Origin of the sequence: Prescottella equi (assembly GCF_002094305.1) — a bacterium.
Lineage (GTDB): Bacteria > Actinomycetota > Actinomycetes > Mycobacteriales > Mycobacteriaceae > Prescottella > Prescottella equi.
This window is the reverse complement of the sequence record NZ_LWTX01000009.1, coordinates 172774-195159: the sequence shown is the minus strand read 5'-3', so window position 1 is coordinate 195159 and position 22386 is coordinate 172774. Positions and strand designations below refer to the sequence as shown.

Below are 22386 nucleotides of genomic sequence, written 5' to 3'. Positions count from 1 at the left end.
GTAGGCTCGACCAACCTGATCCACGTGCACCGGATCGGGGAGGAAGACCACTAGCAGGGCGGACTGTCGGTCGGGCCGGCGCAGCCACCGAGGTGCCGCGCTACGAGCCGGGAGCGAAAGTGCCCCGAACAGGGGTGTGGCCGGGAATGCTTTCACATCCTCGGCCGCATCTCTGTTTCACGAGACTTTCACCGTTTCCGATTACTTACTCGATCCGCACTACTGAAACTACGCCCGCCGGTAGCGCCCTGCAATGCTTCCGGCGCCAGTTTTCCGAGTTGTGACCGCGCCCCGGATTTCGCGTCCTGTGCGTTACACGAGCCGCTTCTCGGAGCGGATCCGGCGTTGCAGATCCCGCATGAGCACCCGACTCGGCAAGTGCCGGACGAATCGGGGCACGAACCGGTTCACGAAAGACACGAAGACGAAGAGGTGCTCGAAGCGGCGGCGATCGTCCTCGTTCCACTCCATCCCGAGTTGCTCGCGGAACAGCGGCGGCAGGAAGCCTGTGGTGAGGAACCTCAGCAGGTCACCGAACACGAGACGCAGAGGCGGGCGAACCATGCGCAACGCGAGCAGATCGTTCAGGTAGTCCCGGACGGTCTCGTCGATCGCGACGCGCTCGCAGGCGATGTTCCAGTACCGGTCGAAATCGGCTCGCGTCGCCGGCCACATGTCCTCGGTGACCTGCAATGTCGTGCCGAGCGTCGACGACGACCGGTAGAACTCCTCGGCCTGCTCGGGTGTCATCCTGCCGTGCAGCAGCTGGTGTGTGTCCTCGAACCCGATGAACAGGCACGCCGCCACCCACAACTGCAACTCTCGGTTGAACGCGTTGTAGGACACCGGGCTGTTCTCGTCGGACCGGACGTGCCGGTGGGCTCCGTTGACCGCCTCCCGGTATGCCCGGCGTTCGTCGTCCGAGCCGAGAATCGCCACCGACAGGTAGGTGAACGTGGTGCGAGCACGCTTCCATGGATGCTTGGCCAGGCTGCCGGACTCGACCTTGCTCTCCGCTACGCCGTGGCCCACCTCCGGCCACGACAGTTGCATCACCACGTTCGCCGCGCCGCCCGCGAACGACCAGAAGTCGAGCGCGTCGGCGATGTGCGCCGGCCGTCCGCCGCGGCGAGGAGTGGTCGCGATGCGGATCCGGGTGCGCTCGTTCGTCAAGCGCGGTTCGGCGCCGGGGAGGTCGAGGTAGCGGGTCGGCATGAATCCCCTCCATCGTCCGCGGTCACTTGGTCTCGACGTTGTCGACGATCCAACGGTCACCGTCTCGTTCGAGGGTGACGACCATTCGGTACTTCTGCGACTTACCTTCGGGGGCAACCACATTCTTCGCCTCCTGGTCGACGAAGGCCAGGACGACCGCACTGGATTCGTCCACGCTCTCGACACCGATGTTCGAGACGGTTGCCGTCGCCTGCCCCTGCCCGTCGGTGACAAGGCTCCGCAGCGCGTCGACCATCTTGTTGTACTGGCCGGTGAACTCGGAGGTGGACATCCCGGCGATCTTGTCGCGGTTGGCATCGAGGTTCTGGTAGTCGAACGACGCCACGGTCTGCGCGTAGTCGCGGGTGGTCTCGACGGCCTGGTCGCGCAGCGTGTCGAGCTGCCGCTGCGCCCACCACTGCCAGCCGGCGAGTGCGCCGAGCACGACGGCGAGCACGCAGAGCACTGCAACCGGCACCGGGCCGAAGCTTCGGGCGGTCTTCGCTGCAGGTCGCTTTTCGCGCGGTTCCGTGGCAACGCCTTCCGGCGCGGGTTCCGGCAGCGTGGTGACCGGTGCGGCGGCGTTGGCGGCGTCGTCGTCCCGTTTCTGTTCCCTCATCTTCCGAGCTCCTCCAGGAGGTGATTCCATTGGTCGAGCGCCTCGGCCCCGGTGGGAACGAGGATCGGGTCCGCAACCATCGGCGGACCGATGACCGTTCCCGGAGTGGTCGCGTTCTGCAACCCGAGATCGTCGGGGCGCGGAGCCGTTCGCGATCCGCGCTGGGCGATGTTCTCTCCGGGCGGGCAGTACAACGTGAGGTTCGGCTCGGCGGGAGTGAGGTCGCCTACCGCACGCCGGGCGGTGTCGTAGTTGCACACCGGTCCCTGCGTCGCGACGAGCGCGAACTGCGCACGATCCCCCTTGACGATCGACTCGAGTTTGCCGAGTCCCTCAGGGATCTCGTCGAGTCCGGCCGCGAGAGCGTTACTTCGGTCGGATATGACCGGAGTGACCGTGGCGAGGTTCGCGAGCAGCGCACCGAAGGAATCGTGATAGCGATCGAACAGGTCCCGGGTCCGGTTCAGCGCGGCGGGCGACTGGTCGAGGAGGTAGACCAGCACCGGACCGCTGGTGTCCAGCTGTTCGGTGAACGTGCGGGCCGCGCCGGTCCCGCGCACGAACGAATCCCCGGTGGCGGACATCGTGCCCAGCAGGTTCGCACTGCGTACGAGCAGCGACCGCAACTGTGGGGCCTGCTCGCCCAGCAGCGTGCTGATCCGGTCTCCGTCCTCGATCAATCCGGAGAGGGTCGGGCCGAGACCCTCGAACGACGCACCCAGCTCGGTGCCCAGCGTGCCGACCGCGTCGGGGGCGATGCCGTCGAGCAGCTTCGCGGCATCGCCCATCAATCGGTCCATCTGGACCGGCTGCAGATCCTGCGGCGCCGCGAGTTCGTCGCCGTCCGCGAGAAACGGTCCGGTGTCGGTGTTCGGGAAGATGTCCACGCTCTGGATGCCGGCGACGGTCCCCATTCCGACCTTCGCGATGCTGTCCCGCGGAATCCGGGTACCCGCATCGAGATCGAACTCGATCCGGGCGCCGCCCCGATCGGGCACCAGCACCACCGAGGCCACTTTCCCCACCTGTACGCCGCGATAGGTGACGCTGGTTCCCGCGGTGAGCCCGAGAGCATTGGACATGTTCGCGTGCAACCGGATCGGATCCCGGAATGCGCCCGGGCCCGCGACGTAGGCGATGCCGAAGGGCACGACCACGGCGGCGGTGATCGCGAAGAGCACCAACTGGACCAGGACGACTCGCCTCATCGGATTCCTCCCGACAGCAGGGACTCCAGCGACCCGGCCTCGGCCGGCAGGGGCGCCGTACCGCCCGTCAGCAGGTTCTCGATGGAACCGGGGATGTCGAGGGTGCCGTCGAACATCAGGTAGTCACCCTCGACGGCCCCGCCGAAGTTGTCGAGGAAACCGTTCATGGTGGTGAGGGTTTCGCCGATACTCGCGTTGAACGAACTCAGCGACGCCAACACCGTGGCGGTGTCGCCGAGCATCGCGTCCAGCCCCGTCGACGCCTGTGACAGCACGAAGTCGAGGTGACCGGCGAGCGCCGCACTCGAGTCGAGCAGAGTCGAGATTCGCTCCCGCTGCCCCACAAGCACGTTCGTCACCTCCGGCGCGATGTCGAGGAACTGGTCGATCGTCTGCTGCAGGGCCGCGAATCGGCGTGAGATGTCCGCAGCCAACTCCATCGCGGTGTCGTATTCCTGCCGATGTGACATCGCAGTCCCCGTGAGCGTGGTGACGGTGCCGAGGAGGTCCCGCACCTGTCGGGGACGGCCGGCGAACGCGACGTTCAGCTCGTCCAGCACGGTCTGCAACTGATCGAAGCCGCTGCCGGTGAGGATCGTGCCGAGTGCCGCGAGCGCGCTCTCGATCTGTGGCCCGACCTCGGTGCGCGACTCGGCGATCACGTCGCCGTCGGCGAGCATCTCGGTGGACGGCTGCTCGGGCGCACGCAGGCGGATGAACGGACTTCCGAGAGCCGACGGGAGTTCGACCGCCACCTCGACGTTCTCCGGAAGTGCGACCGACGACGACAGATTCAGATCCACGATTGCACCGACAGTGTCGGTCGACAGGTCGGAGACCCGTCCGACGACGCGTTGACCGTTCCGCACGTCGGCACCCGTCAGCAGGCCGTCCGCGTGCGCGAGTTGCACGTGGACCGTGTAGGTGTCCCCCGGCACGGAGCGACCCAGTGGCAGGTCCTGGATCCCCGCACCGCACCCCGCGACCAGCGCCGCGCCGACCAACGCTCCCCCGACGACCACCGTCGCGCGCATCAGTTCCCTCCGGCCGGGGCCATCCCACCCGAGAGCAGCGTCGCCAACCCGAGCGGGTCGGAGGCACTGATCGGGAAGGAGATCGGGTTGGTGAATCCGGCGCCCGTACACAGCGGCATCGGGTACTGCTCGCACAGGGGCTGAGCCACCGCGAACTGCGTGAGCGCAGTGGAGACGTTGAGCCGGATGCGACCGCGATCGTCCGGCCCGACGGTCTGCGACAGGTTCTGCATCAACAGCGGCACCAGATCCATGAACTCGGCGAGGCCCGACCGGTTCGCGACGAGTGTGCCGCCGAGTGCCGTCAGGTTCTGCGCGACGGCCCCCACATCGTCCCCGTGTTCCGCGGTGAACCGGTCGATCTGGTCGAAGACCGTCGCCAGGTCCTGCAGCGGCTCGGACAGATCGAGATCCTGTGTGGACCACTCGTCGCCGAGCGCAGCAAGATCGGACACGAGCGCGTCGAGGCTGACCTGGCGGTCGTCGAGCTGCGCCATCAGGGTGTTCAGGTTCTCGACGACGGCACCGATGTCCTCGCTCCGCGCTCCCACGACACCGGTCGCGGCACCGAGGTCACGTACGGCGCGATTGAAGTCGTCGCCGCGCCCTTGCAGGCCGGACGCGGCGCGCGACAGCAGGTCGCCGGCGTTCCCGCCTTCCGGTCCCAGCGCCTCGGCGAGGGTGGCGAGGCTGCCCATGAGGCCGTCGAAGTCGATCGGAGCGTGACTGCGGTCGAGCGGGACGACGTCTCCGTCCTGCAGCCTCGGACCGCCCTGGTACGCCGGGCCGAACTCGAGGTGCCGGTCGCTGATCACGGACGGGTTGAGCACATACGCGTGCACGTCCGCCGGTAGCTCCACCGACGCAGGCACCGACGCGGTCACGCGCACGAACGTGCCCATCGGTTCCACCTTCTCCACGGTGCCGACCGGGACGCCGAGCACCGTCACATTGCTGCCGGCGTAGAGGCCGTTGACGTAGGCGAAGTCGACCCGGACGTTCGTGGTGCGGTCTGTTCGAGCGAAGACGTACCAGGCACCCGCCGCGACTGCCGCCACCAGGACGAACGCCAGGACGGTTCTACCGATTCTGCGGGGAGTCCTCGGGGCGGTCATCGGCACCCCTGCATGACACCGAGTGCGCACAGCAGGTTGTCCGGCACGACCGCCGCCGGGGCGGTGACGTCCGTCCACGCCCCGTTGCCCGTCGCGTCGGTAGCCGCTCGCAGGGCCCGAGGGAGCCGGTCGAGTATCTGTCCGATGTGATCGGCGTTGCGCTGCAACGTGTCCGTCACGTCGACGAGGTTCGTCGTCATCTGCCCGAACTCCTCCTCGTGCTCGGTGTAGGTGGACGCGAGGGTCGACAGCACCGACCGCAGATTCTCGACCAGTTCGGTGAGGACTTCCCTGCGCACCGCGAGCGTGCGGACGATCGTCTGCGCGTTGGCGACCGTAGTCGACAGCGAATCTCCCTGTCGAACAGCCAGATCCGACACCGATCTGGACATCTCCAGGAGCTGGTCGATCTGCTCGGCGTTCCGGGAGACCACGGCAGACGCCCCACTGACACCGGCGAGAACCCGGCCGAGCTGCTCGGGGTCGTCCGGCATCACCTCCGACAGCGTCCTCATCATCGCTTCCAGCGATGCGGTGTCGATCTCGGTGGCCGCGTCGGTCGCATCACGGCTGATGTCGTCGAGACTGTAGGGCACCGTGGTACGCGCGAGCGGAATGACGTTCGCCGCGGTCGCATCGGCATTCTCGGCGGTGACGACGCCGGCCGGGACCACCTCGAGGTAGCGCTTGCCGAGCACGGTTTCGAGACGCACCGAGGCGGTGGTCCGGTTACCGAGGGGCTGCCCGTCGTCGAGCCGGAAGTCCACCCGCACGTGGTCCCCCGCGATGTCGATTCCCTCGACCCGACCAGCGGGGACACCGGCGACGTAGACGGGGTCGCCGTCGGACAGCCCACTGGCGTTCGCCAATTCGGCCGAGTACGGACTGGTTCGGGACAGGTACCAGAGCTTCGGGATTCCGATCGCCGCAGCGAGACCGGCCACGAGCAACACGATGCCGACGGTTCCGAGTGCGAGCGGGGCGCAGGATCCGGGGCGACGCTCGCCACGGAACAGGAACAGCCACGCGCCGACGACGACGTCGATCACTTTGACCACGAACATCATCGGCACACCTCCGAGTGGGTGCCGCCGAAGATGTTCGCTTCGACGTCGCCGGCCTTCAGGACGAAATTGCACAGATAGAGACTCACGAAGCCGCCGTAGGCGCTGATGCTGTTCACCCCGTCCGCGAACTGCGGCATCTTCGCGACGAACTGCTCGAAGGCGGGAGTGTCGGCGATCCAGGTGTCGGTCACGGACTTCAGATCGGTGACCGATGCCCCGAAGGCACCCTGCGAGCGGGTCAACGCCGCGGCGAGGGAGGCGACGGCACGATTGCCGTCGTCGAGCAGGACGGCCAGCCTGTCGTTGCTGCCGACCACCGACGTGCTCAGGTCGCGCAGACCGGTGACGAGCTGCTCGAGTTCCGGTTGCCGCCGGTCGACGGAAGTCATCAGGGCGTTCATGTTCGTGAGGAGTTGCTCGTACACTCCGCTCCGGTCCGCGAGATCACCGGAGAGGGTGGCGATCCGGTCGAGCAGGGCCGCCACGGTGGCGCCCTGCCCGTCGAAGGTTTCGACGAAACTTCGGGTCAGCGTGTTGACCTCGGCCGGCTCCAACGCGTCGAACAGCGGCGCGAATCCGTTCATCAGTGCGGTGAGGTCGACCGGCGGAGTGGTGCGGTCGAGGGGGATCACACCCCCGGGCTCGAGGGTGTCCGACGCGACGCCGGCGTCCGGTTGCAGGGCGACATCGTCGGGAGGGCTGAGGGCTACGTACCGGGCACCGAGCATGTCGCCGTAGCGCACGGCCGCAGTGGTGTTCCGGTCGAGCGAGTGGTCGGACGACACCTCGATCCCCACGACCGCCTTGCTGGTCCCGCCGCCCGCATCGGCGAAGGCGATGGAATCGACGCGGCCCACCCGGACCCCGGCCATCGTCACCGGGTTTCCCTCGTGCAGGCCCTCGACGTCGGTGAACTCGACCGTGTACCGCTCGCTGTCCCCACGTACGGGAACCGAGAGGGTGTTGGCGACCAGCGACGCGCACGCCGCTCCCACTGCACAGAAGCCGAGCACCTTCGCGATCGGAACCCACCCGAGCTTCATCGGATCCGCACCTCGGTTCCCCGGACGAGCGGACCCAGCATGAAGGTGGAGGCCGGATTCCGTGCTGCCACGGCAGTGTCCCCGAGCAAGCGTTCCTCCAGCAGCCGGAAGGCCTCCTGCTCGTCCGCTCCCCCGGCGACGGACGGGGGACCGCAGTCGCCAGGTTGCCCGCCGTAGGCGGGGCAGTCGGCGGCGGTGTACGGCATGGGGTCGGCAAACGTCGGGACGGCGGTGATGTCGAAGTGACCGGTGGCGAACACACGGGCACCCGCGGCACCGAAGGTGCGCGCGCCCTCGAGCGTGTCGACCAGGCCGGCGGGGTTCGCCGCGGTAGTGGCCAGAATCGTGCCGGCCGAATCGACCACTGTCACCACGCGGTCGCGCTGCTCACCGACGAATCCCGTGAACACCGGCGCGAAACGCGCTGCGGATTCGATGGTTTCGTCGAGCGCCTGCCGATTGTCGACCATGCTCTGCGACACGTTCGTCGACGACGACAGCGTCGCGAGCACGTCGGGGCTGGCGGTGTGCAACGTCTGCAGCACGGATCGGAAGTCGGGAGTCGAGTCGAGGAACGTCCGCACCGCGGGGGCCAACGTCTGCGACGCCCCGTCGAGTCGATCGACGATCCGGCCGACCATGGCTCCGCGACCGTCCAGCGCATGGGAGATCGCGGACAGCGCGACCTGGATGTTCTGGGGCTGCATCCGGTCGAGGATGTCGACCAGACGGGTGTAGACCGCGTACAGGGCCACCGCGTCCGGACCGGTGTCGGCCCGCACCTCGTCGCCGTCGGCCAGGCTCCCTTGCGGCTGTCCCACGGGATCGTCGACGAGCTGGATGTAAATGTCCCCGAAGAAGGTACGGGGAACGACTCGCGCCAGTACGGCGGCGGGGATCAGGTCGATCGAATCCGAGTCGATCCGAAGTCGGACAACCGACGATTCGGTCCCCGAGTCGATCCCGGCGATGCGACCGACATCGACGCCGCTGTAACGGACCGGCGCCTCGCCGTTGACGAGCCCCGCGGAGGCCGGTATCGCGACGAGCACCTCCGGGTCCCGATGTAGTTGGCCGGTTCCCCGCAGCACCATCGCCGTTCCCGCCACCACCGCGACCAGCACGGCCACGGCGCCCCGCAGAACGAAGGCGGTTCGACGCCGCGAGTAGACGTCCATCTCAGACCCCCATCCCGGGGATCGTCGGGACCAGCCCCCACAGCGCGAACGTCATGAGCACGTCCAACACCCCGATCGCGAGAATCGCGGTACGCAGCGCCCGTCCCGCCGCCTGACCCACACCGGCCGGTCCACCCGAGGCGAAGTATCCGTACGAACAGTGCACCAGTGCAACAACTCCCGCGAACACGATGGCCTTGATCGCGGCGTAGACGAGGTCCACCGGCGACAGCGCAAGGTGGAAGAAGTAGTCGTAGGTGCCCGCCGAGGCGCCACCCCACACCACGATCACCAGACGGGTCGACAGATAGCTGGCGAGCAGTCCGATCATGAAGATCGGGAGCACACACACCATTGCCGCCAGCACCCGTGTGCCGGCCAGGAACGGGATCGACCGCACCCCCATCGAGTCGAGTGCGTCGATCTCGTCGGAGATCCTCATCGCCCCGAGTTGCGCGGTGAACCCGGTGCCCACCTTCGCGGCGAGCGCGATCGCGACCACCACCGGCGCGAGTTCCCGCGTGTTGGCGATGGCCGACAACATCCCGGAAAGGGTTGTCATGCCTACCAGTTCGAGTCCGCGCTGCGTCTCGACTCCGAGCATCATCGCGGCGGCGAGTGACATCGCGAACACGATCCCGATGGTTCCGCCGCCGGAGAGCACAGAGTTGGTTCCGAAGCTGACCTCGCTGATCTGCGCCAACACGTGCTTGCGATACCGCGTCGCCGCGTAGGGCAGCGAAACCAGGGTGCGGAAGAAGAACGTGACGTGCCGGCCGACGTCGGCGAGTCCGTCGACCACGGCGGACGCCGGCCGCATCGCCCGGCGCAGGCGCACCCGGGTGTCGAAGGCAACCATCAATACGCTCCCACGGCCGGGACGATCACGGTGTACAGCGCGGACAACGCGGTGTTCACGACGAACACGAGCGCGAAGGCGATCACGACGGCCTCGTTGACGGCGTCGGCGACACCGCGCGGACCACCCTTCGCGTGCAACCCCTTGAACGTCGCGACGAGCGTAGAGGTGAGAGCGAAGATCGCGGCTTTCACGAGCGCCATCACGAAATCCGCTGTCCGGCCGTATTGACCGAATGTCGCCAGGAACGTTCCGGCGGGCAGGTGCTGGACGTAGATGTGGTACAGGTAGCACGCCATCACGCCACCGAAGGTCACCATCGCACACAGCGCCACCGAGACCACCACGGCAGCCAGCAGTCGCGGGGCGACGAGCCGTTCGACCACGTCGATACCCATGACTTCCATGGCGTCGATCTCCTCACGGATCTTCCGTGAGCCCAGATCCGTGCAGATCGCCGAGCCGGCCACCCCCGCCATCATCAGCGCGCAGACCAGCGCGGAGGCCTGCCCGACGATGATGAACGCCACCACCGCACCGGAATAGCCGCCGGCACCGATCCGCCCGGCGAGCTCACCGACCGACACCGCGACGAACACACCGATCGGCACCATCAGCAGCAGAGAAGGACCGGTGCTGACCCTGCCGATGAACAGGGTCTGCTTCACGGTCTCCTCGAGCGACAGCCGACCGCGAAGGAGAGCTCTGGCCAACGACACCATCGCCTGCACGGAAAAGCCGATGAGGTACCCGCCCTGGAGCGCGACGTCCTGCACCGGCCCCTTCGCGGGGGGTAGTTCGTAGGTCATGCGCCGGCCCTCCCCAGTTCCGTTTCGACCCTCGACCTGACGACGCGCCCCTGCCGCGCGGCGCCGGACCCCGCACTCAGCCCTGGACGACGGGCGACGCCCCGCCCCGCAGATCGCCCTTGACGACCTTTCCACTCGCGTTGCGCGGCAACGCTTCCACACAGACAACAGCCTTGGGATGCTTGTACCGGGCCAGTTGCTCGTCCAGGAACGGCTGCAACTCCTCGAGAGTGAGTTCGCCACCCGCATCCGGCCGAAGTGCCACGACGGCCACCGGGATCTCGCCCCACTTGGGGTCGGGGCGCCCGATCACGGCCGCCTCGAGAATCTTCGGGTGCGCGAAGAGCGCGTTCTCCACTTCGGCGCAGTAGATGTTCTCACCACCGGAGATGATCATGTCCTTCTTGCGGTCGACCACGTAGACGAACCCCTCGTCGTCCACTCGAACCAGATCTCCGGAGTGGAACCATCCGCCGTGGAACGCATCCGCGGTCGCGGCGGGGTTCTGCCAGTATTCGAGCATCATCGTCGGGCCGCGATAGACGATCTCACCCACCGCGCCCGGGGCGACGTCGTTCATGTCGTCGTCCACGACCCGGGCCTGGACGGTCGGAATCACCCGACCGACCGAACCCAGCTTGCGCAGCGCGTCGTCACCGTCGAGCACGCAGGTGATCGGCGACATCTCGGTCTGCCCGAACACCGCGACGTTGGACGCGTCGGGGAACGTCTCGGCCATCGCCCGAAGCACGGTGTCCGAGGCGGGCGCCGCACCCCAGGAGATGCCGCGCAACTTCAGCTTTCGCGGTTGCGCCTGCTGCACCGCGCATACCGCCTGCCACTGCACCGGGACGAGGAACAGCGTGGTGACCTGCTCCTCCTCGAGAACGTCGAGGAGTGCGCCGGGATCGAACGCGCCGACTGGGTAGATGACGGTGGTGAGACCCAGCATGAGGCTCGGGGCCATCGACCCCAGCGCCGCGATGTGGAACATCGGCGACGCGCAGAACCCGATGTCGTCGGAGCGGTTGAGCTGGAACGCACGGATACAGGTGAGCGCCTGCGCCTCCATGTTGCTGTGGGTGAGCACCGCACCCTTGGGTCGACCGGTGGTGCCGGAGGTGTACATGACGAGCGCCGGCGTGTCGTCCGGAACATCCAGGGGCACGCGGGGAGTGCCAACCTCCGAGATCAGCTCCTCGTACCCGAGGGTGTCGCCGGTCGTCTCCCCTCCGACCGTGACGGACAGCTCCAGACTGCCGGTCTCGGCCCGGACGGCCGCGGCGAGCGGGGCCAGCGTCGTATCGGCGACGACAGCACGGGCGCCGCTGTCGCGCACCAGGAACGCCACCTCGGGAACGGTCATGCGGAAGTTCACAGGGACCGCGATCGCACCGAGAGCGTTGGCCGCCAGCACGGCCTCGAGGTACTCGGGACGGTTCAACATCAGGATCAGCACCCGGTCGCCGAACTCGACGCCCCGGCGGGAAAGCGCGTCGGCGAGCCGTTCGACCCGCTCGTGCAGCGTCGACCACGTGATCGACGCGCCCTGGAAACGCAGCGCCGGACGATCCGGGATCATGCGAGCGTGCCGGGCCACCTGGTTGTTCCAGTTGGTTCGACGCGATCGCTGCGCCTCGAGCAAGGCGGCAGGCACAGCAGCGGAAGTGACCATCGAGGGTTCCTCTCGTGCGTGGCGGGTCCTCCCGACCTGACCGGACCCATGGTTCGATGTGATGCAGATTACATGGTTTGAGTGGTTTCGAGGCTCGTTTTGTTAATTGCGATTCTCGTGCGGTCGACCGTGCCGGCGATGTGGCGACCGGAACCCCAGGTTCACTCCGACTCGGTTCGCTTCCTGCGCTTTTCGCACGCGCGAGTAGCCTCGTCTCCGCGACGTAGCGGCCGGTCCAGGGGCGGCGGAAGTGGATGCGAATTCCGCTAGCCGCTGTATCGCGGCTTCCGCTTCTGCAGCATCGCTGCGGCACCTTCCGCGAAGTCCGGAGAAGCGAGGAGCTCCGCCTGGCCGATCTTCTCTCGCTCGAGCGCGTCGTCGAGTGCCGCCAGCGTTGCGGCCGCGAGCGCCCGCTTGGTCAGTTCCAGTGCGCGACGCGGGCCCGCGGCAAGCCTGCCGGCCACGTCCCGAGCATGATCGAGCAAGTCGCCGTCCGGCAGCGTCCTCGAGACCAGGCCTGAGCTATCCGCCTCGGCAGCGGACAGCCGCTCCCCGAGCAGCGCCAGCTCTGCTGCCTTCGCCCGTCCGATCGATGCCGACACCAACACGCTCGACCCACCGTCCGGCATGAGGCCGACACCGACGAACGCGAGCAGGAAGTACGCACTTTCGGCCGCGTACGTGAGATCGGCCGCGAGCGCGATCGACACCCCGACCCCGGCGGCCGGACCGTTCACCGCCGCAACAACCGGGACCGGCACCTCGACGATCGCGCGGATCACTTCGTTGGCGACGTCCATGACGACCGTGGGATCGGCGGGATTCACGGCACCGGCAGCCAGGTCGGCGCCCGTGCAGAACGCCGGCCCCGTCCCGGTGATCAGGATGGATCGCACGCTCGGGTCGCACCCTGCCTCACGGATCGCGGCACCGAGCTCCCGCATCGTCGACATGTCGACGGCATTCATCCGTTCCGGTCGTGAGATCGTCAGCTCGAGAACGGAGTCCTTCAATTCCCGCCGCACGTCGCCCGTCGTCGTGGTCATACCCGAACCCCTTCCTCGATCGCACCGGCGAGGCGGTCGCGGATGATCGCCTCGGCCTCTCCGATCATCCGCCGAACCAGGTCGTCACAACTGGGAATGTCCTCGATCAATCCCTGACTCTGGCCTGCGGTCCAGATGCCCGCGTCCAGCTCACCCCGCTCGAACACCCGCCTGCCCCGCGCTCCGGCGACCAGATCCGCGATGTCGCCGAATTCGCAACCGCGGGATTCGATGTCGATCACCTCGGCGCTCACCGTGTTCGCCGCGACCCGAGCCGTGTTCCCGAGTGTCCGGAAGATCAATCGCGTTTCCAGCTCACTGTTGGCGACGATCCGTTCCTTGACCTCTTGGGCGACCGGCGATTCCGCTGTGCACATGAAGCGGGTACCCATGTTGACGCCGTCGGCGCCGAGCGCGAGTGCCGCGACCAGACCCCGCGCGTCCGCGATACCTCCGGACGCGATGACCGGGATACTCAGCCTGCGGGTGGCGGCAGGGATGAGCACCAACCCGGGTACATCGTCCTCACCGGGATGGCCGGCGCACTCGAAGCCGTCGATGACCGCGTCCACGCCGATCTGCTCGGCTCTGAGTGCGTGCCGCACACTGGTGCACTTGTGGATGACCTTGACGCCCGCGTCCTCGAAATGCGGTAGGTGCTCCACGGGGTTGGACCCGGCCGTCTCCACGATCCCGATCCCGGCGTCGATGATCACCTGCCGGTACTCCGCGTACGGCGGCGGCGAGATCGACGGCAGAAGAGTGAGATTGACACCGAACGGCTCGTCGGTGAGACGCCTCGTGCGCTCGATCTCTTTCGCGAGGGCGTCCGGCGTGGGCTGGGTGAGCGCGGTGAGGAACCCGAGCGCACCGGCCTCGGCCACCGCCGCTACCAACTCGGCACGACCCACCCACATCATTCCGCCCTGGACTATGGGGTGGCGCACTCCGAACATCTCGGTGAAGCGGGTTCTCACATGGACCTCCTCGGATCCCTGGAACAGGTACAAGAGCCTCGAGAGCCTGGTGCAGTGCTGTGGCCGGAGAACAGCCGAGGGGTGAAGCGTCCGGCAACGCGATCGGGCCGGATCAGTACGAGAATCGGCGTTAACTTTTGTGTCGATCGACTCGTTTGTCAACCCCTTACCTACAGGCGAATTGATTTGACCGCCGGTCGAATCCGGAAGCGAAACCGGAGACACCGGCACTCACCTCTCGGCTATGCTTCCGGTACCAGTCCTTACACGTCAGGAGGTTCGGTGACGGAGCGGACGAAGACCGGATCCCGCACTGGGCGCGTTCGCATCGACGTGCAGCATCTGCCCACCAGCGAGATTCGACGCCGGCCGAAGAACCGGAAGGCCCAGATCGCCGCGGTGGCCGCCGAGGCCTTCACCGAGCGCGGCTATCACGGCGTCAGTATCGACGAGATCGCCGCGGCCGTCGGTATCTCGGGTCCTGCCCTGTACCGCCATTTCCCGAACAAGTACGCACTGTTCTCGCAGGCCGCGACCGATCTCGCCGAAGCCCTGGAGAATGCCGTCGCACAGGACGACGCCGACGTGGTCGGCGACCCCGTCGATCGGCTCGATCACCAGATCCTCGCGGCGGTCAGGACCACCGTCGCCCATCGCCGCACGGCCGGGCTCTATAGGTGGGAGAGCCGCTATCTCGAACCGCCGGACAGGGCGGCGGTCCGGGGAGCCGTCGAAGCGGTCAACCGTCGCATCGGCGCGACGCTCGAGGACATCAGGCCCGACATCACCCACCGGGACTCGGTACAGATCTGCGTCGCGATCCTCGGAGCGATCGGAAGCATCACCGTTCATCGGGCCGCCTTGCCGGCGCGGCGACTCGAGCGACTCCTGCTCGGCGCGTGCCGATCGATCGCTCGCGCCGAACTCCCCGCGGAGACGCCATCCACCGGAGTCCACCCGAGGAACGCCGGAATCCCGTTGGCCAACAAGCGCGAAGTCGTGCTCAACGAGGCCATCCTGCTTTTCGAGGCGCGCGGCTACCACGAGGTGAGCATCGAGGACATCGGCCAGGCCGCGGGTATCAACGCCTCCGGGGTGTATCGCTACTTCTCGAGCAAGTCGGATCTGCTGGCAGCGACCTTTCATCGCGCGGCGGAGCGACTCGCCGTCGCGGTGAGCACCGCACTGGGCAATTCCGACACCCCCCGACAGGCTCTCGAGTCGCTGGTCGAGGTCTACGTGCGTCTGTCGTTCGCCCAGTCCGAGCTCATGAGCGTGTACTTCGCGGAGATCGGGAGCCTGCCGGCGCCCGAGCGCACCTCGCTGCGAAACACGCAGCGCCTCAATGTCGAAGAATGGGCTCTGCTACTCGGCGAGGCTCGGCCCGATCTGTCCGTCGCGGAATGTCGCTTCCTCGTCCACGCGGCGCTCAGCCTGGTACTCGACGTCGGGCGGGTGATGCACTTCGAGTCAACCGCAGCCAATGAAGCCCGGGTCCGGCAGCTGATGCTCGCGACGTTGTTCGGTGAGACGAGCGACGCATGAGCGGAGCGGCCGCAGTGGTGCTACGCGCCCACGGCGGACCACTCCGCCTCGAACCCATCCGGGTACCCGAGATACGCGACGACGAGATTCTGGTGCGCATCCAGGGAGTGGGCATCTGCCACACCGACCTGACGGCCGCAGACGGTGGTGTCCCGTTCCCTCTTCCGGCGGTTCTGGGCCACGAGGGTGCCGGGATCGTCGAGGCCGTCGGCGTCGGTGTCGCCGGACTCACGCCGGGAGACCCCGTGGTCCTCGGCTTCGACTCGTGCCGATCCTGCCGCAACTGCGGCCGGGGGCGGGCGGCCTACTGCGAGAACGCAACCGCCCTGAACCACGGTGGAACCCGGCTCGACGGGACCACCACGCTGACCGGCACCGACGGTACTGCGCTACACGGCAACTGGTTCGGTCAATCCTCGATGGCGTCACACGCGGTGGCCTCTGCCCGCAACGCGGTACGCCTTCCCCCAGACGTGCCGGTCGCGCTCGCCGGTCCGCTCGGCTGCGGACTCCAGACCGGGGCCGGGACCGTCTTCAACGTCCTGCGCCCGGATCCCGGATCGGCGATCGCGGTGTTCGGGCTCGGCGCCGTGGGGATGGCGGCGATCATGGCCGCGCGGGTAGCCGGGTGCGGGAACGTCATCGCCGTGGACCCGATCTCGGCCCGCCGAACCCTGGCGCTGGAACTGGGGGCGACGGCGGCGCTGTCGCCCGTCGACGTCGACGACGTCGGGCGGGCGGTTCGCCGCGAGTCCGGTGGCGGTGTGGATTTCGCAGTGGAATCCGTGGGAACCGAACAGGTTGTCCGTCATGCACTGTCCTCGCTACGCCCGCCCGGAGTCTGCGCGACACTGGGGTTACTGCCCGGACGTAATCCCATCACGATCGACCAGAGCCATCTCCTGAACGGGCGCACCCTCACCGGCGTCATCGAGGGCGATGCCGATCCACTGACGTTCCTGCCGATGCTCGTCGACCTGTGGCGTCAGGGTCGCTTTCCGGTCGAGAAGCTGGTACGAACGTTCCCGATCGACCGGATCGACGACGCGATCGCCGCGACACGGTCCGGAGAGGTGGTCAAGGCGGTACTCACGTTCGCGGACAACGACACCGGAGGACGAGCATGAACGTACGAGACGAGGTCGCCGCGCTGCGGGCGCGCACCGACCGGATCGATCCGCGGGAACTCGATTCGATCTGGGACCGCTTGGCCCCGTGTCGGCCCGTGGATCTGATCGGGTACCGCTGGCGGGGTTTCGACTTCGACACCGGACATCGCACGAGTGGGCTCCTCCGTCGAGCGCATTGGTACGGCAAGGCATTCGCCAGCGAGTCCGACGTGCAGCCTCTGCTGTGCCGCAGCGAGGACGGACAGCTGTTCTCCGACATCGGAACCGGGCACGGCGAGGCCAGCCTGTGGGAGGTCGTGTTCCGCGGGGAGGTGACCGCGACGATGGTCTACGACGGCATGCCGGTGTCCGACCACTTCAAGAAGGTCGACGACGACACCGTCATCGGCGTCATGAACGGCAAGGGCACGTTGGTGTTCGACGGCGGCGAACACTTCTGGTTCGGGCTGGAGCGAGACGTCGCACTCTGACACCGCAGCGTCCGTGCGCGACGGCGATGCTCAGATCAGATGCCGGTGTGCCGCAAGGCGCCGGCGCATATCCCACAGGTAGAACGTCGCTGTCACCTGCCGTATCGGTCGCGGCACCCGCCGGTAGACGACGGGCAGGACGGTCATGAGCCGATCGAATCGCCGTTGATCGCGCGGGCTCCACGGCAGGGCGAACTGGTCCCGCACCCGGGGCGGCAGCAGGCCGATCGTGAAGAAGCGCTGCAGCGGCATCGTCAAGCGGACAGGTAGCGGGGCCTTACCGCCGGAGAGCAGTCCGCGCACGTACGCGCGCACCTGGTCGTCGACCTCCGCGCTCTCGATCATCCGGTCCCAGTAGGCGTCGAACTCGGCACGGGTGGCCGGCCACATGTCGTCCCTGACCTGCAGCGCCGTCCCGTACACCGCGGACTGTCGGTACAGCCGATCCGCGTCGGCGTCAGCGAGTTCACCGAAGAATCGGCGGTACATGTCGGAACCGTTGCGGTACAACGTTGCCGCTACCCACAGCTGCAGTTCGGGATCGAATGCGTTGTACCGCTCCGACCGCACCGGGACGTGCGCCTTGTTGACCAGCCGCACCACCGCCTGCTTCTCCTCGGGAGTGCCGAGGGTGACGGCGTACACGTACGTCATGGTCGTCCGCAACCGGTCCAGGGGACGCTCGAGGGTCGAGCTGTGCTCGGCGACTCCACGGCCGACGCCCGGCAGCGCCAACTGCAACAACACGGTGGCTCCGGCGCCGATCAACAGCATGGACTCGCCCACGAAATCGGCGAGGTCCAGTGATCCGGCGGGCGGGTCCAGGGAGTCCGGGAGCGCGCGGCGCGGCCGCGTGGTGGCATCGATCGTCATCGGTCGTCGCTTTCGTCGGGTGATGGACGGTGGTCGGTCATTGCCAGATCCCGCTCCGCTCGAGGTGCGCCACGAGCCGGTCGGCCGCGTCGTCGAACTGGATCCGAGTGTGCCGCACGACCGCGGCACCATCGCGGGCCGCGATCGCCGCGATCAGATCCGCGTGGGCGCGCACGGCGAGGGCACCCCACTCCGGGTCGGCCGCGTACAGCTGATGCGGCGTGTACCGGGCCGCGCCGGCCAGGAACCAGGCAAGCTTGGGGCCGCCCGCGATACGGCACAGTTCGCGATGGAACTCGTACTCGGCCTCGGCAATCCGCTCCGCATCGGTCGCGCCGACCGCGTCGTGGAGAACCGCGTTGAGATCGGTGAGCCGCGCCAGGTCGTCGGCGTCCGCCGAACCGGAGGCACGCACCGCCAGTTCCACCGTGATCCGGCCCTGCAGCCAGAAGATGTCGTACACGTCGTCTCGATCCAGCGGCGAGACGACGTATCCACGGTTGGGGACCGATTCGACCATCCCCTCTCCCCGGAGCGTCAGCAACGCCTCCCGCACCGGGGTGACGCTCACCCCGAGTTCGGCCGCGGTCTCGTCGAGGCGGACGAATGCGCCGGTCCGCAGCCGGCCCGACATGACGGCACCACGCAGGTGCGCCGCCACGTCGTCGGAGAGTTGGGTCCGGCGGAGGGGCCGCGTGGGCCGAACCGGCGCAGCCATGGCACCCCCTACAGCCCGTACGTCTTGCCGATGATGTCGCGCTGGATCTCGTTGGTACCACCGTAGATCGACGCGACCAGGGTCTTGCGGACGTGGCCCTCCATGTCGAATTCGGTGGCGTAGCCGTACCCGCCCATCATCTGCATTCCCTCGAGGGCCACCTTCTTCGCGGTCTCCGTGGCCTTGAGCTTCACCATGGACGCCTCGCGCGGGAACATCTTCGTCGGGTTGTCGTCGACCAGTCGCGCGGTGTTGTACACCAGTAGCCGGGTGCACTCGATCTCGGTCGCGAGGTCGGCGATACGGTGCCGCAGCGCCTGGAAGGTTCCGACCGGCCGTCCGAACTGCTTTCGCTGCGTGACGAATTCGAGCGCGTCGTCGAATGCCCGCTGGGCCGTGCCGAGCATCATGGCGCCCAGGATCAGGCGTTCGATGTTGAGGCCGGTCATCAGTTGCGTCCATCCCTGTCCCACCTCGCCGACCACCGCGTCCTCGGGGAGCAGCACGTCAGTGAGATAGAGGTCGTTGACCTCCTTGCCACCCATCGTTGCGATGCCGCTGATCTTCAGTCCCGGCGTGTCGGCCGGCAGATGGAACATCGTCAACCCCTCGTGCTTCGATCCGGTGCGATCGGTTCGGGCCACCAACAGGATGTTCTCGGCGAAATGCGCGTTGGAACACCACGTCTTCTGTCCGTTGATCAGCCAGCCGCCGGACACCTTCTCGGCCTTGCAGCTGAGATTCCCCACATCGGAGCCCGCCTCGGGTTCGGACATCGAGATCGACTCGGATGCACCCCGGACGATGCCACCGAGCACGGTCTCCTTCTGGGCGTCGGTGCCGAACTTGGCGTACGCTGCGCCGGTGATGAGCGTGGGGCCAACCCCGCCGATCGGCGCCATCCCCCGCGCCGCCTGTTCCAGCAGAATGCACATGTCGACTGCGGTGCCGGCAGAACCGCCGTACTCCTCGGGCACCGTGATGCCCAGCCAGCCCAGGTCGGCCATCTTCAGGTAGAGGTCTTGGTTGTGGTTGTGTTCGCCGCGACCGGTGAGGGCGTCACGCTGCTCGCGAGTGCCGCACTCCTTGCGGCAGAACGCCGCCACGGCCTGCGCGAAGGCCTGCTGCTCGGCGGTGAAGTCGATCGTCACCTGATGTGCTCCTGCCTGCGAAGAGTCGAGTGAAGCGAGGGCTCGAACGCCACGATCGGCCGCGGATACCGCGCGTGGGGTTGTCCCCGTCTGCCGGGACCAATAGTGTGAGCGTCAACACAGTAAATCACATCACATATATGTGATGCGATCCCCGGCACGAAGGAAGCCCGACATGACCCGAGAACTGTCTTCGAGCGACGCTGCACCCGGATCAACCGTCGAACCCGCCGCGCAGGACGCGGCGACGACCTTCGCGAGCCTGGATCCGCGGACGGGGCAAACGCTTGCCGAATACCCGGTCGCCACCGCCGCCGACGTCCGAGCGGCCGTCGAGCGGGCGCGCGGCGCGGCGCGCTGGTGGGACGCCCAGGGCTTCCGCGGCCGTCGCGACTGGCTGCTCGAATTCAAGAAGGCGATCGCCTCGGACGGCGACGACCTGGCACGGGTGATCTCGGCCGAGACCGGCAAGCCGCACGACGACGCCCTGCTCGAGGTGATGCTCGCCGTCGAGCATCTGGACTGGGCCGCCCGCAACGCGAAGAAGGTACTCAAACCGCGCCGGGTCTCGTCCGGACTGGTGAGCGCCAACCAATCGGCCACCCTCGGCTACAAGCCGCTCGGGGTGGTCGGGGTCATCGGACCGTGGAACTACCCCGTGTACACCCCGATGGGATCGATCTCGTACGCCCTCGCCGCCGGCAACGCGATCGTCTTCAAGCCCAGTGAGCTCACCCCGGGTGTCGGAAAGTGGCTCGAGGCCAAGTGGAACTCGCTCGCCCCCACCCAACCCGTGCTCCAGGTGATCACGGGCCTCGGCGCAACCGGTGCAGACCTGTGTCGCGCCGGCGTCGACAAGATCGCGTTCACCGGATCCGGCCCCACGGCCCGCAAGGTCATGGCGGTCTGCGCCGAAACCCTCACTCCCCTCGTTGCGGAATGCGGCGGCAAGGACGCGATGCTGGTCGCGGAGGACGCCGACCTCGACAAGGCGGTCGAGTTCGCCGCGTTCGGCGCGTTCGGCAACGCCGGCCAGACATGTGCCGGTGTCGAACGCATCTACGTCGCCGAACCGGTGTACCGCCAGTTCCTCGACAAGTTCACGGCCGCGGTCGAGCGGGTCCGACCGGGCGGGTCCGACGCCGACACCTACGGACCGATGACGCTGCCGCGCCAGGTGGACGTCGTCCGCAACCACATCGCCGACGCTCTGGAGAAGGGCGCTCGCGCAGTGACCGGCGGAATCGACTCGGTGCACGAGCGTTTCGTCGAGCCGGTGATCCTCACCGACGTCCCGGAATCGTCGTCGGCGGTGTGCGAGGAGACGTTCGGTCCGACCGTCGTGGTCAACCGGGTGCGCGACATCGAGGAGGGCATCGAGCGCGCGAACGCCACCTCGTACGGCCTCGGAGCATCCGTCTTCACGTCGAACCGCAGTCGCGGCAGGGACATAGCGGACCGTCTGCGCACCGGCATGGTGTCGGTGAACTCGGTTCTCGGTTTCGCCGGAATCCCGTCGTTGCCGTTCGGTGGCATCGGTGAGTCCGGGTTCGGGCGCATCCACGGCGCCGACGGCTTGCGCGAGTTCAGCCGGCCCAAGGCCGTGACCGTCCAGAAGTTCTCGGCGCCACTGAATCTGCTGACGCTCGAGCGATCGGCGCGAGACATGAAGATCTCCGCGTGGATGCTCAAGGCTCGGCACGGGCGGTGACGGCGATGACCCTGACGAACGGACGCCGCGCGGGAAGCTTCCCCGGCCCGGACCGCGATCCGCGACCACGACCGGGGCGGCGGGGGTGGGTGAAGGTCGTCGAGGGCCTCGATCCGGTGACCCGGCACCAGGACATCCTGCGGATCACCTCGGGGTACGAGTTCCCGTGGGACTACCAACGATCGCTCGAGTTCGCCCTGTTCCGCACCTACTGCGTGCCGTCGATCTCCGAACTCCTGGCCCGCACGGGCGAGTTCGAGAAGCGACCGCAGAAGCGCTACGACGACACCGCCCTCCTGATGAGCGAACTGGTCGAGCACGGCTACGACTCGCCCCGCGGCCGGGAGTCCCTGCGCAACATCAACCGCATGCACGGCCGCTACACGATCTCGAACGACGACATGTTGTACGTGCTGTCGACGTTCGTGTACGACCCGATCGACTGGATCGACCGCTACGGCTGGCGCAGACTGCACCCACACGAGCGGCTCGCCTCGTTCCACTTCTACCGTCAGGTGGGAATTCGCATGGGGATCAAGCACATCCCCGACTCCTACCAGGAATTCCATCGGTTCAAGATGGACTACGAGCGGGAGAAGTTCGTCTACAGCGACGACAATCATCGGATCGGCACGTACACGCTCGAGCTGTTCCAGTCGTGGTACCCCGGCTTCCTCGCCAGACCCGTCGCCACAGCCGTGTACGCGTTGATCGACGAACGCATGTCGCTCGCTTTCGGGTTCCCGAAGGGGTCGCCCAGGGTGCGAGCGGTGGCCGAGGCGGGCCTGCGTGCGCGGTCCGCGGTGGTGCGCCTGCTACCCAAACGTCGGACTTCGTCGGCGGCAACCGACCCGGACAATCGCACCTATCCCGGTTATCCGGTGGGTTACTGCCCCCGCGACCTGGGTGTCGAGCACGATCACCCGCAACGGGCGAACTGAGT

General features: G+C 67.4%; 21 protein-coding genes. 5 read left to right on the top strand and 16 right to left on the bottom strand.

Features of this window, described 5'->3' with window-relative positions; genetic code table 11:
- Positions 1 to 312: 312 nt before the first annotated feature.
- The 13 genes from A6I89_RS20420 to A6I89_RS20360 all read right to left on the bottom strand — a co-directional run bounded on the left by A6I89_RS20420 (position 313) and on the right by A6I89_RS20360 (position 13845).
- Positions 313 to 1215, bottom strand: a complete 903-nt coding sequence (locus A6I89_RS20420) for an oxygenase MpaB family protein (RefSeq protein ID WP_022593693.1) — start codon at positions 1213 to 1215, stop codon at positions 313 to 315.
- A 22-nt stretch (positions 1216 to 1237) separates the two neighbouring features.
- Complete coding sequence (locus A6I89_RS20415; RefSeq protein WP_022593692.1) at positions 1238 to 1834, bottom strand: hypothetical protein; 597 nt, start codon at positions 1832 to 1834, stop codon at positions 1238 to 1240.
- A complete protein-coding gene (locus A6I89_RS20410; RefSeq protein ID WP_022593689.1) occupies positions 1831 to 3042 on the bottom strand; it encodes an MlaD family protein in 1212 nt (403 codons plus the stop codon). Before A6I89_RS20410 ends, A6I89_RS20415 begins: the two co-directional genes overlap by 4 nt.
- Complete coding sequence (locus A6I89_RS20405) at positions 3039 to 4076, bottom strand: MCE family protein (protein WP_022593687.1); 1038 nt, start codon at positions 4074 to 4076, stop codon at positions 3039 to 3041. The genes A6I89_RS20410 and A6I89_RS20405 overlap by 4 nt, the downstream gene beginning before the upstream one ends.
- On the bottom strand, positions 4076 to 5191 hold the full coding sequence (locus tag A6I89_RS20400) for an MCE family protein (RefSeq protein WP_044990358.1): 1116 nt from the start codon (positions 5189 to 5191) through the stop codon (positions 4076 to 4078). Before A6I89_RS20400 ends, A6I89_RS20405 begins: the two co-directional genes overlap by 1 nt.
- Positions 5188 to 6258 carry an MCE family protein gene (locus A6I89_RS20395; protein WP_172504553.1) on the bottom strand — a complete coding sequence of 357 codons (1071 nt, stop codon included), beginning with the start codon at positions 6256 to 6258 and terminating at the stop codon, positions 5188 to 5190. Before A6I89_RS20395 ends, A6I89_RS20400 begins: the two co-directional genes overlap by 4 nt.
- Positions 6255 to 7301, bottom strand: a complete 1047-nt coding sequence (locus A6I89_RS20390) for an MCE family protein (protein ID WP_022593681.1) — start codon at positions 7299 to 7301, stop codon at positions 6255 to 6257. Before A6I89_RS20390 ends, A6I89_RS20395 begins: the two co-directional genes overlap by 4 nt.
- Positions 7298 to 8479, bottom strand: a complete 1182-nt coding sequence (locus tag A6I89_RS20385) for an MCE family protein (protein WP_022593679.1) — start codon at positions 8477 to 8479, stop codon at positions 7298 to 7300. The genes A6I89_RS20390 and A6I89_RS20385 overlap by 4 nt, the downstream gene beginning before the upstream one ends.
- Position 8480: 1 nt before the next feature.
- The gene (locus A6I89_RS20380; protein ID WP_005516047.1) at positions 8481 to 9338 is read right to left on the bottom strand and encodes an MlaE family ABC transporter permease; all 858 of its coding nucleotides are present in this window, start codon (positions 9336 to 9338) and stop codon (positions 8481 to 8483) included.
- Positions 9338 to 10147, bottom strand: coding sequence for an MlaE family ABC transporter permease (locus A6I89_RS20375; RefSeq protein WP_005516048.1), 810 nt, complete (start codon positions 10145 to 10147; stop codon positions 9338 to 9340). The genes A6I89_RS20380 and A6I89_RS20375 overlap by 1 nt, the downstream gene beginning before the upstream one ends.
- Positions 10148 to 10223: 76 nt before the next feature.
- Positions 10224 to 11822 carry a fatty-acid--CoA ligase FadD5 gene (gene fadD5 / locus A6I89_RS20370; RefSeq protein ID WP_005516049.1) on the bottom strand — a complete coding sequence of 533 codons (1599 nt, stop codon included), beginning with the start codon at positions 11820 to 11822 and terminating at the stop codon, positions 10224 to 10226.
- A gap of 266 nt (positions 11823 to 12088) precedes the next feature.
- Positions 12089 to 12868: an enoyl-CoA hydratase gene (locus tag A6I89_RS20365; RefSeq protein ID WP_022593677.1), complete on the bottom strand. Its 780-nt coding sequence runs from the start codon at positions 12866 to 12868 to the stop codon at positions 12089 to 12091.
- On the bottom strand, positions 12865 to 13845 hold the full coding sequence (locus A6I89_RS20360; RefSeq protein ID WP_022593676.1) for an NAD(P)H-dependent flavin oxidoreductase: 981 nt from the start codon (positions 13843 to 13845) through the stop codon (positions 12865 to 12867). The genes A6I89_RS20365 and A6I89_RS20360 overlap by 4 nt, the downstream gene beginning before the upstream one ends.
- A gap of 282 nt (positions 13846 to 14127) precedes the next feature.
- Here A6I89_RS20360 and A6I89_RS20355 point away from each other — a divergent pair, with 282 nt between their 5' ends.
- The 3 genes from A6I89_RS20355 to A6I89_RS20345 are packed head-to-tail and all read left to right on the top strand — an operon-like array spanning position 14128 to position 16990.
- A complete protein-coding gene (locus A6I89_RS20355; protein WP_022593674.1) occupies positions 14128 to 15390 on the top strand; it encodes a TetR/AcrR family transcriptional regulator in 1263 nt (420 codons plus the stop codon).
- Positions 15387 to 16517 carry an NAD(P)-dependent alcohol dehydrogenase gene (locus tag A6I89_RS20350; RefSeq protein WP_022593672.1) on the top strand — a complete coding sequence of 377 codons (1131 nt, stop codon included), beginning with the start codon at positions 15387 to 15389 and terminating at the stop codon, positions 16515 to 16517. The genes A6I89_RS20355 and A6I89_RS20350 overlap by 4 nt, the downstream gene beginning before the upstream one ends.
- The gene (locus tag A6I89_RS20345; RefSeq protein ID WP_022593671.1) at positions 16514 to 16990 is read left to right on the top strand and encodes a DUF4334 domain-containing protein; all 477 of its coding nucleotides are present in this window, start codon (positions 16514 to 16516) and stop codon (positions 16988 to 16990) included. The genes A6I89_RS20350 and A6I89_RS20345 overlap by 4 nt, the downstream gene beginning before the upstream one ends.
- Positions 16991 to 17020: 30 nt before the next feature.
- Here A6I89_RS20345 and A6I89_RS20340 read toward each other — a convergent pair whose 3' ends face one another.
- From A6I89_RS20340 to A6I89_RS20330, 3 genes are read right to left on the bottom strand one after another with little or no spacing between them, the layout of a single operon-like run.
- Positions 17021 to 17863 carry an oxygenase MpaB family protein gene (locus A6I89_RS20340; protein WP_022593670.1) on the bottom strand — a complete coding sequence of 281 codons (843 nt, stop codon included), beginning with the start codon at positions 17861 to 17863 and terminating at the stop codon, positions 17021 to 17023.
- 37 nt (positions 17864 to 17900) lie between these two features.
- Positions 17901 to 18581: a GntR family transcriptional regulator gene (locus A6I89_RS20335; protein ID WP_022593669.1), complete on the bottom strand. Its 681-nt coding sequence runs from the start codon at positions 18579 to 18581 to the stop codon at positions 17901 to 17903.
- 8 nt (positions 18582 to 18589) lie between these two features.
- Positions 18590 to 19732, bottom strand: coding sequence for an acyl-CoA dehydrogenase family protein (locus A6I89_RS20330; RefSeq protein WP_013414655.1), 1143 nt, complete (start codon positions 19730 to 19732; stop codon positions 18590 to 18592).
- Between the two features lie 175 nt (positions 19733 to 19907).
- Between A6I89_RS20330 and A6I89_RS20325 the strand changes: the two genes are divergently transcribed.
- Positions 19908 to 21443, top strand: a complete 1536-nt coding sequence (locus A6I89_RS20325) for an aldehyde dehydrogenase family protein (protein WP_022593668.1) — start codon at positions 19908 to 19910, stop codon at positions 21441 to 21443.
- A 5-nt stretch (positions 21444 to 21448) separates the two neighbouring features.
- Positions 21449 to 22384, top strand: coding sequence for an oxygenase MpaB family protein (locus A6I89_RS20320; protein WP_044990355.1), 936 nt, complete (start codon positions 21449 to 21451; stop codon positions 22382 to 22384).
- Positions 22385 to 22386: the final 2 nt, after the last annotated feature.

Excerpts from the sequence above, each read along its gene's own strand:
- A6I89_RS20415 (WP_022593692.1), bottom strand. The coding sequence starts at position 1,834 with ATGAGGGAACAGAAACGGGACGACGACGCCGCCAACGCCGCCGCACCG.
- A6I89_RS20325 (WP_022593668.1), top strand. The coding sequence starts at position 19,908 with ATGACCCGAGAACTGTCTTCGAGCGACGCTGCACCCGGATCAACCGTC.
- A6I89_RS20410 (WP_022593689.1), bottom strand. The coding sequence starts at position 3,042 with ATGAGGCGAGTCGTCCTGGTCCAGTTGGTGCTCTTCGCGATCACCGCC.
- A6I89_RS20350 (WP_022593672.1), top strand. The coding sequence starts at position 15,387 with ATGAGCGGAGCGGCCGCAGTGGTGCTACGCGCCCACGGCGGACCACTC.
- A6I89_RS20335 (WP_022593669.1), bottom strand. The coding sequence starts at position 18,581 with ATGGCTGCGCCGGTTCGGCCCACGCGGCCCCTCCGCCGGACCCAACTC.
- A6I89_RS20365 (WP_022593677.1), bottom strand. The coding sequence starts at position 12,868 with ATGACCACGACGACGGGCGACGTGCGGCGGGAATTGAAGGACTCCGTT.
- A6I89_RS20375 (WP_005516048.1), bottom strand. The coding sequence starts at position 10,147 with ATGACCTACGAACTACCCCCCGCGAAGGGGCCGGTGCAGGACGTCGCG.
- A6I89_RS20385 (WP_022593679.1), bottom strand. The coding sequence starts at position 8,479 with ATGGACGTCTACTCGCGGCGTCGAACCGCCTTCGTTCTGCGGGGCGCC.
- A6I89_RS20380 (WP_005516047.1), bottom strand. The coding sequence starts at position 9,338 with ATGGTTGCCTTCGACACCCGGGTGCGCCTGCGCCGGGCGATGCGGCCG.
- fadD5 (WP_005516049.1), bottom strand. The coding sequence starts at position 11,822 with ATGGTCACTTCCGCTGCTGTGCCTGCCGCCTTGCTCGAGGCGCAGCGA.
- A6I89_RS20345 (WP_022593671.1), top strand. The coding sequence starts at position 16,514 with ATGAACGTACGAGACGAGGTCGCCGCGCTGCGGGCGCGCACCGACCGG.
- A6I89_RS20390 (WP_022593681.1), bottom strand. The coding sequence starts at position 7,301 with ATGAAGCTCGGGTGGGTTCCGATCGCGAAGGTGCTCGGCTTCTGTGCA.
- A6I89_RS20420 (WP_022593693.1), bottom strand. The coding sequence starts at position 1,215 with ATGCCGACCCGCTACCTCGACCTCCCCGGCGCCGAACCGCGCTTGACG.
- A6I89_RS20340 (WP_022593670.1), bottom strand. The coding sequence starts at position 17,863 with ATGACGATCGATGCCACCACGCGGCCGCGCCGCGCGCTCCCGGACTCC.
- A6I89_RS20405 (WP_022593687.1), bottom strand. The coding sequence starts at position 4,076 with ATGCGCGCGACGGTGGTCGTCGGGGGAGCGTTGGTCGGCGCGGCGCTG.
- A6I89_RS20400 (WP_044990358.1), bottom strand. The coding sequence starts at position 5,191 with ATGACCGCCCCGAGGACTCCCCGCAGAATCGGTAGAACCGTCCTGGCG.
- A6I89_RS20395 (WP_172504553.1), bottom strand. The coding sequence starts at position 6,258 with ATGATGTTCGTGGTCAAAGTGATCGACGTCGTCGTCGGCGCGTGGCTG.
- A6I89_RS20320 (WP_044990355.1), top strand. The coding sequence starts at position 21,449 with ATGACCCTGACGAACGGACGCCGCGCGGGAAGCTTCCCCGGCCCGGAC.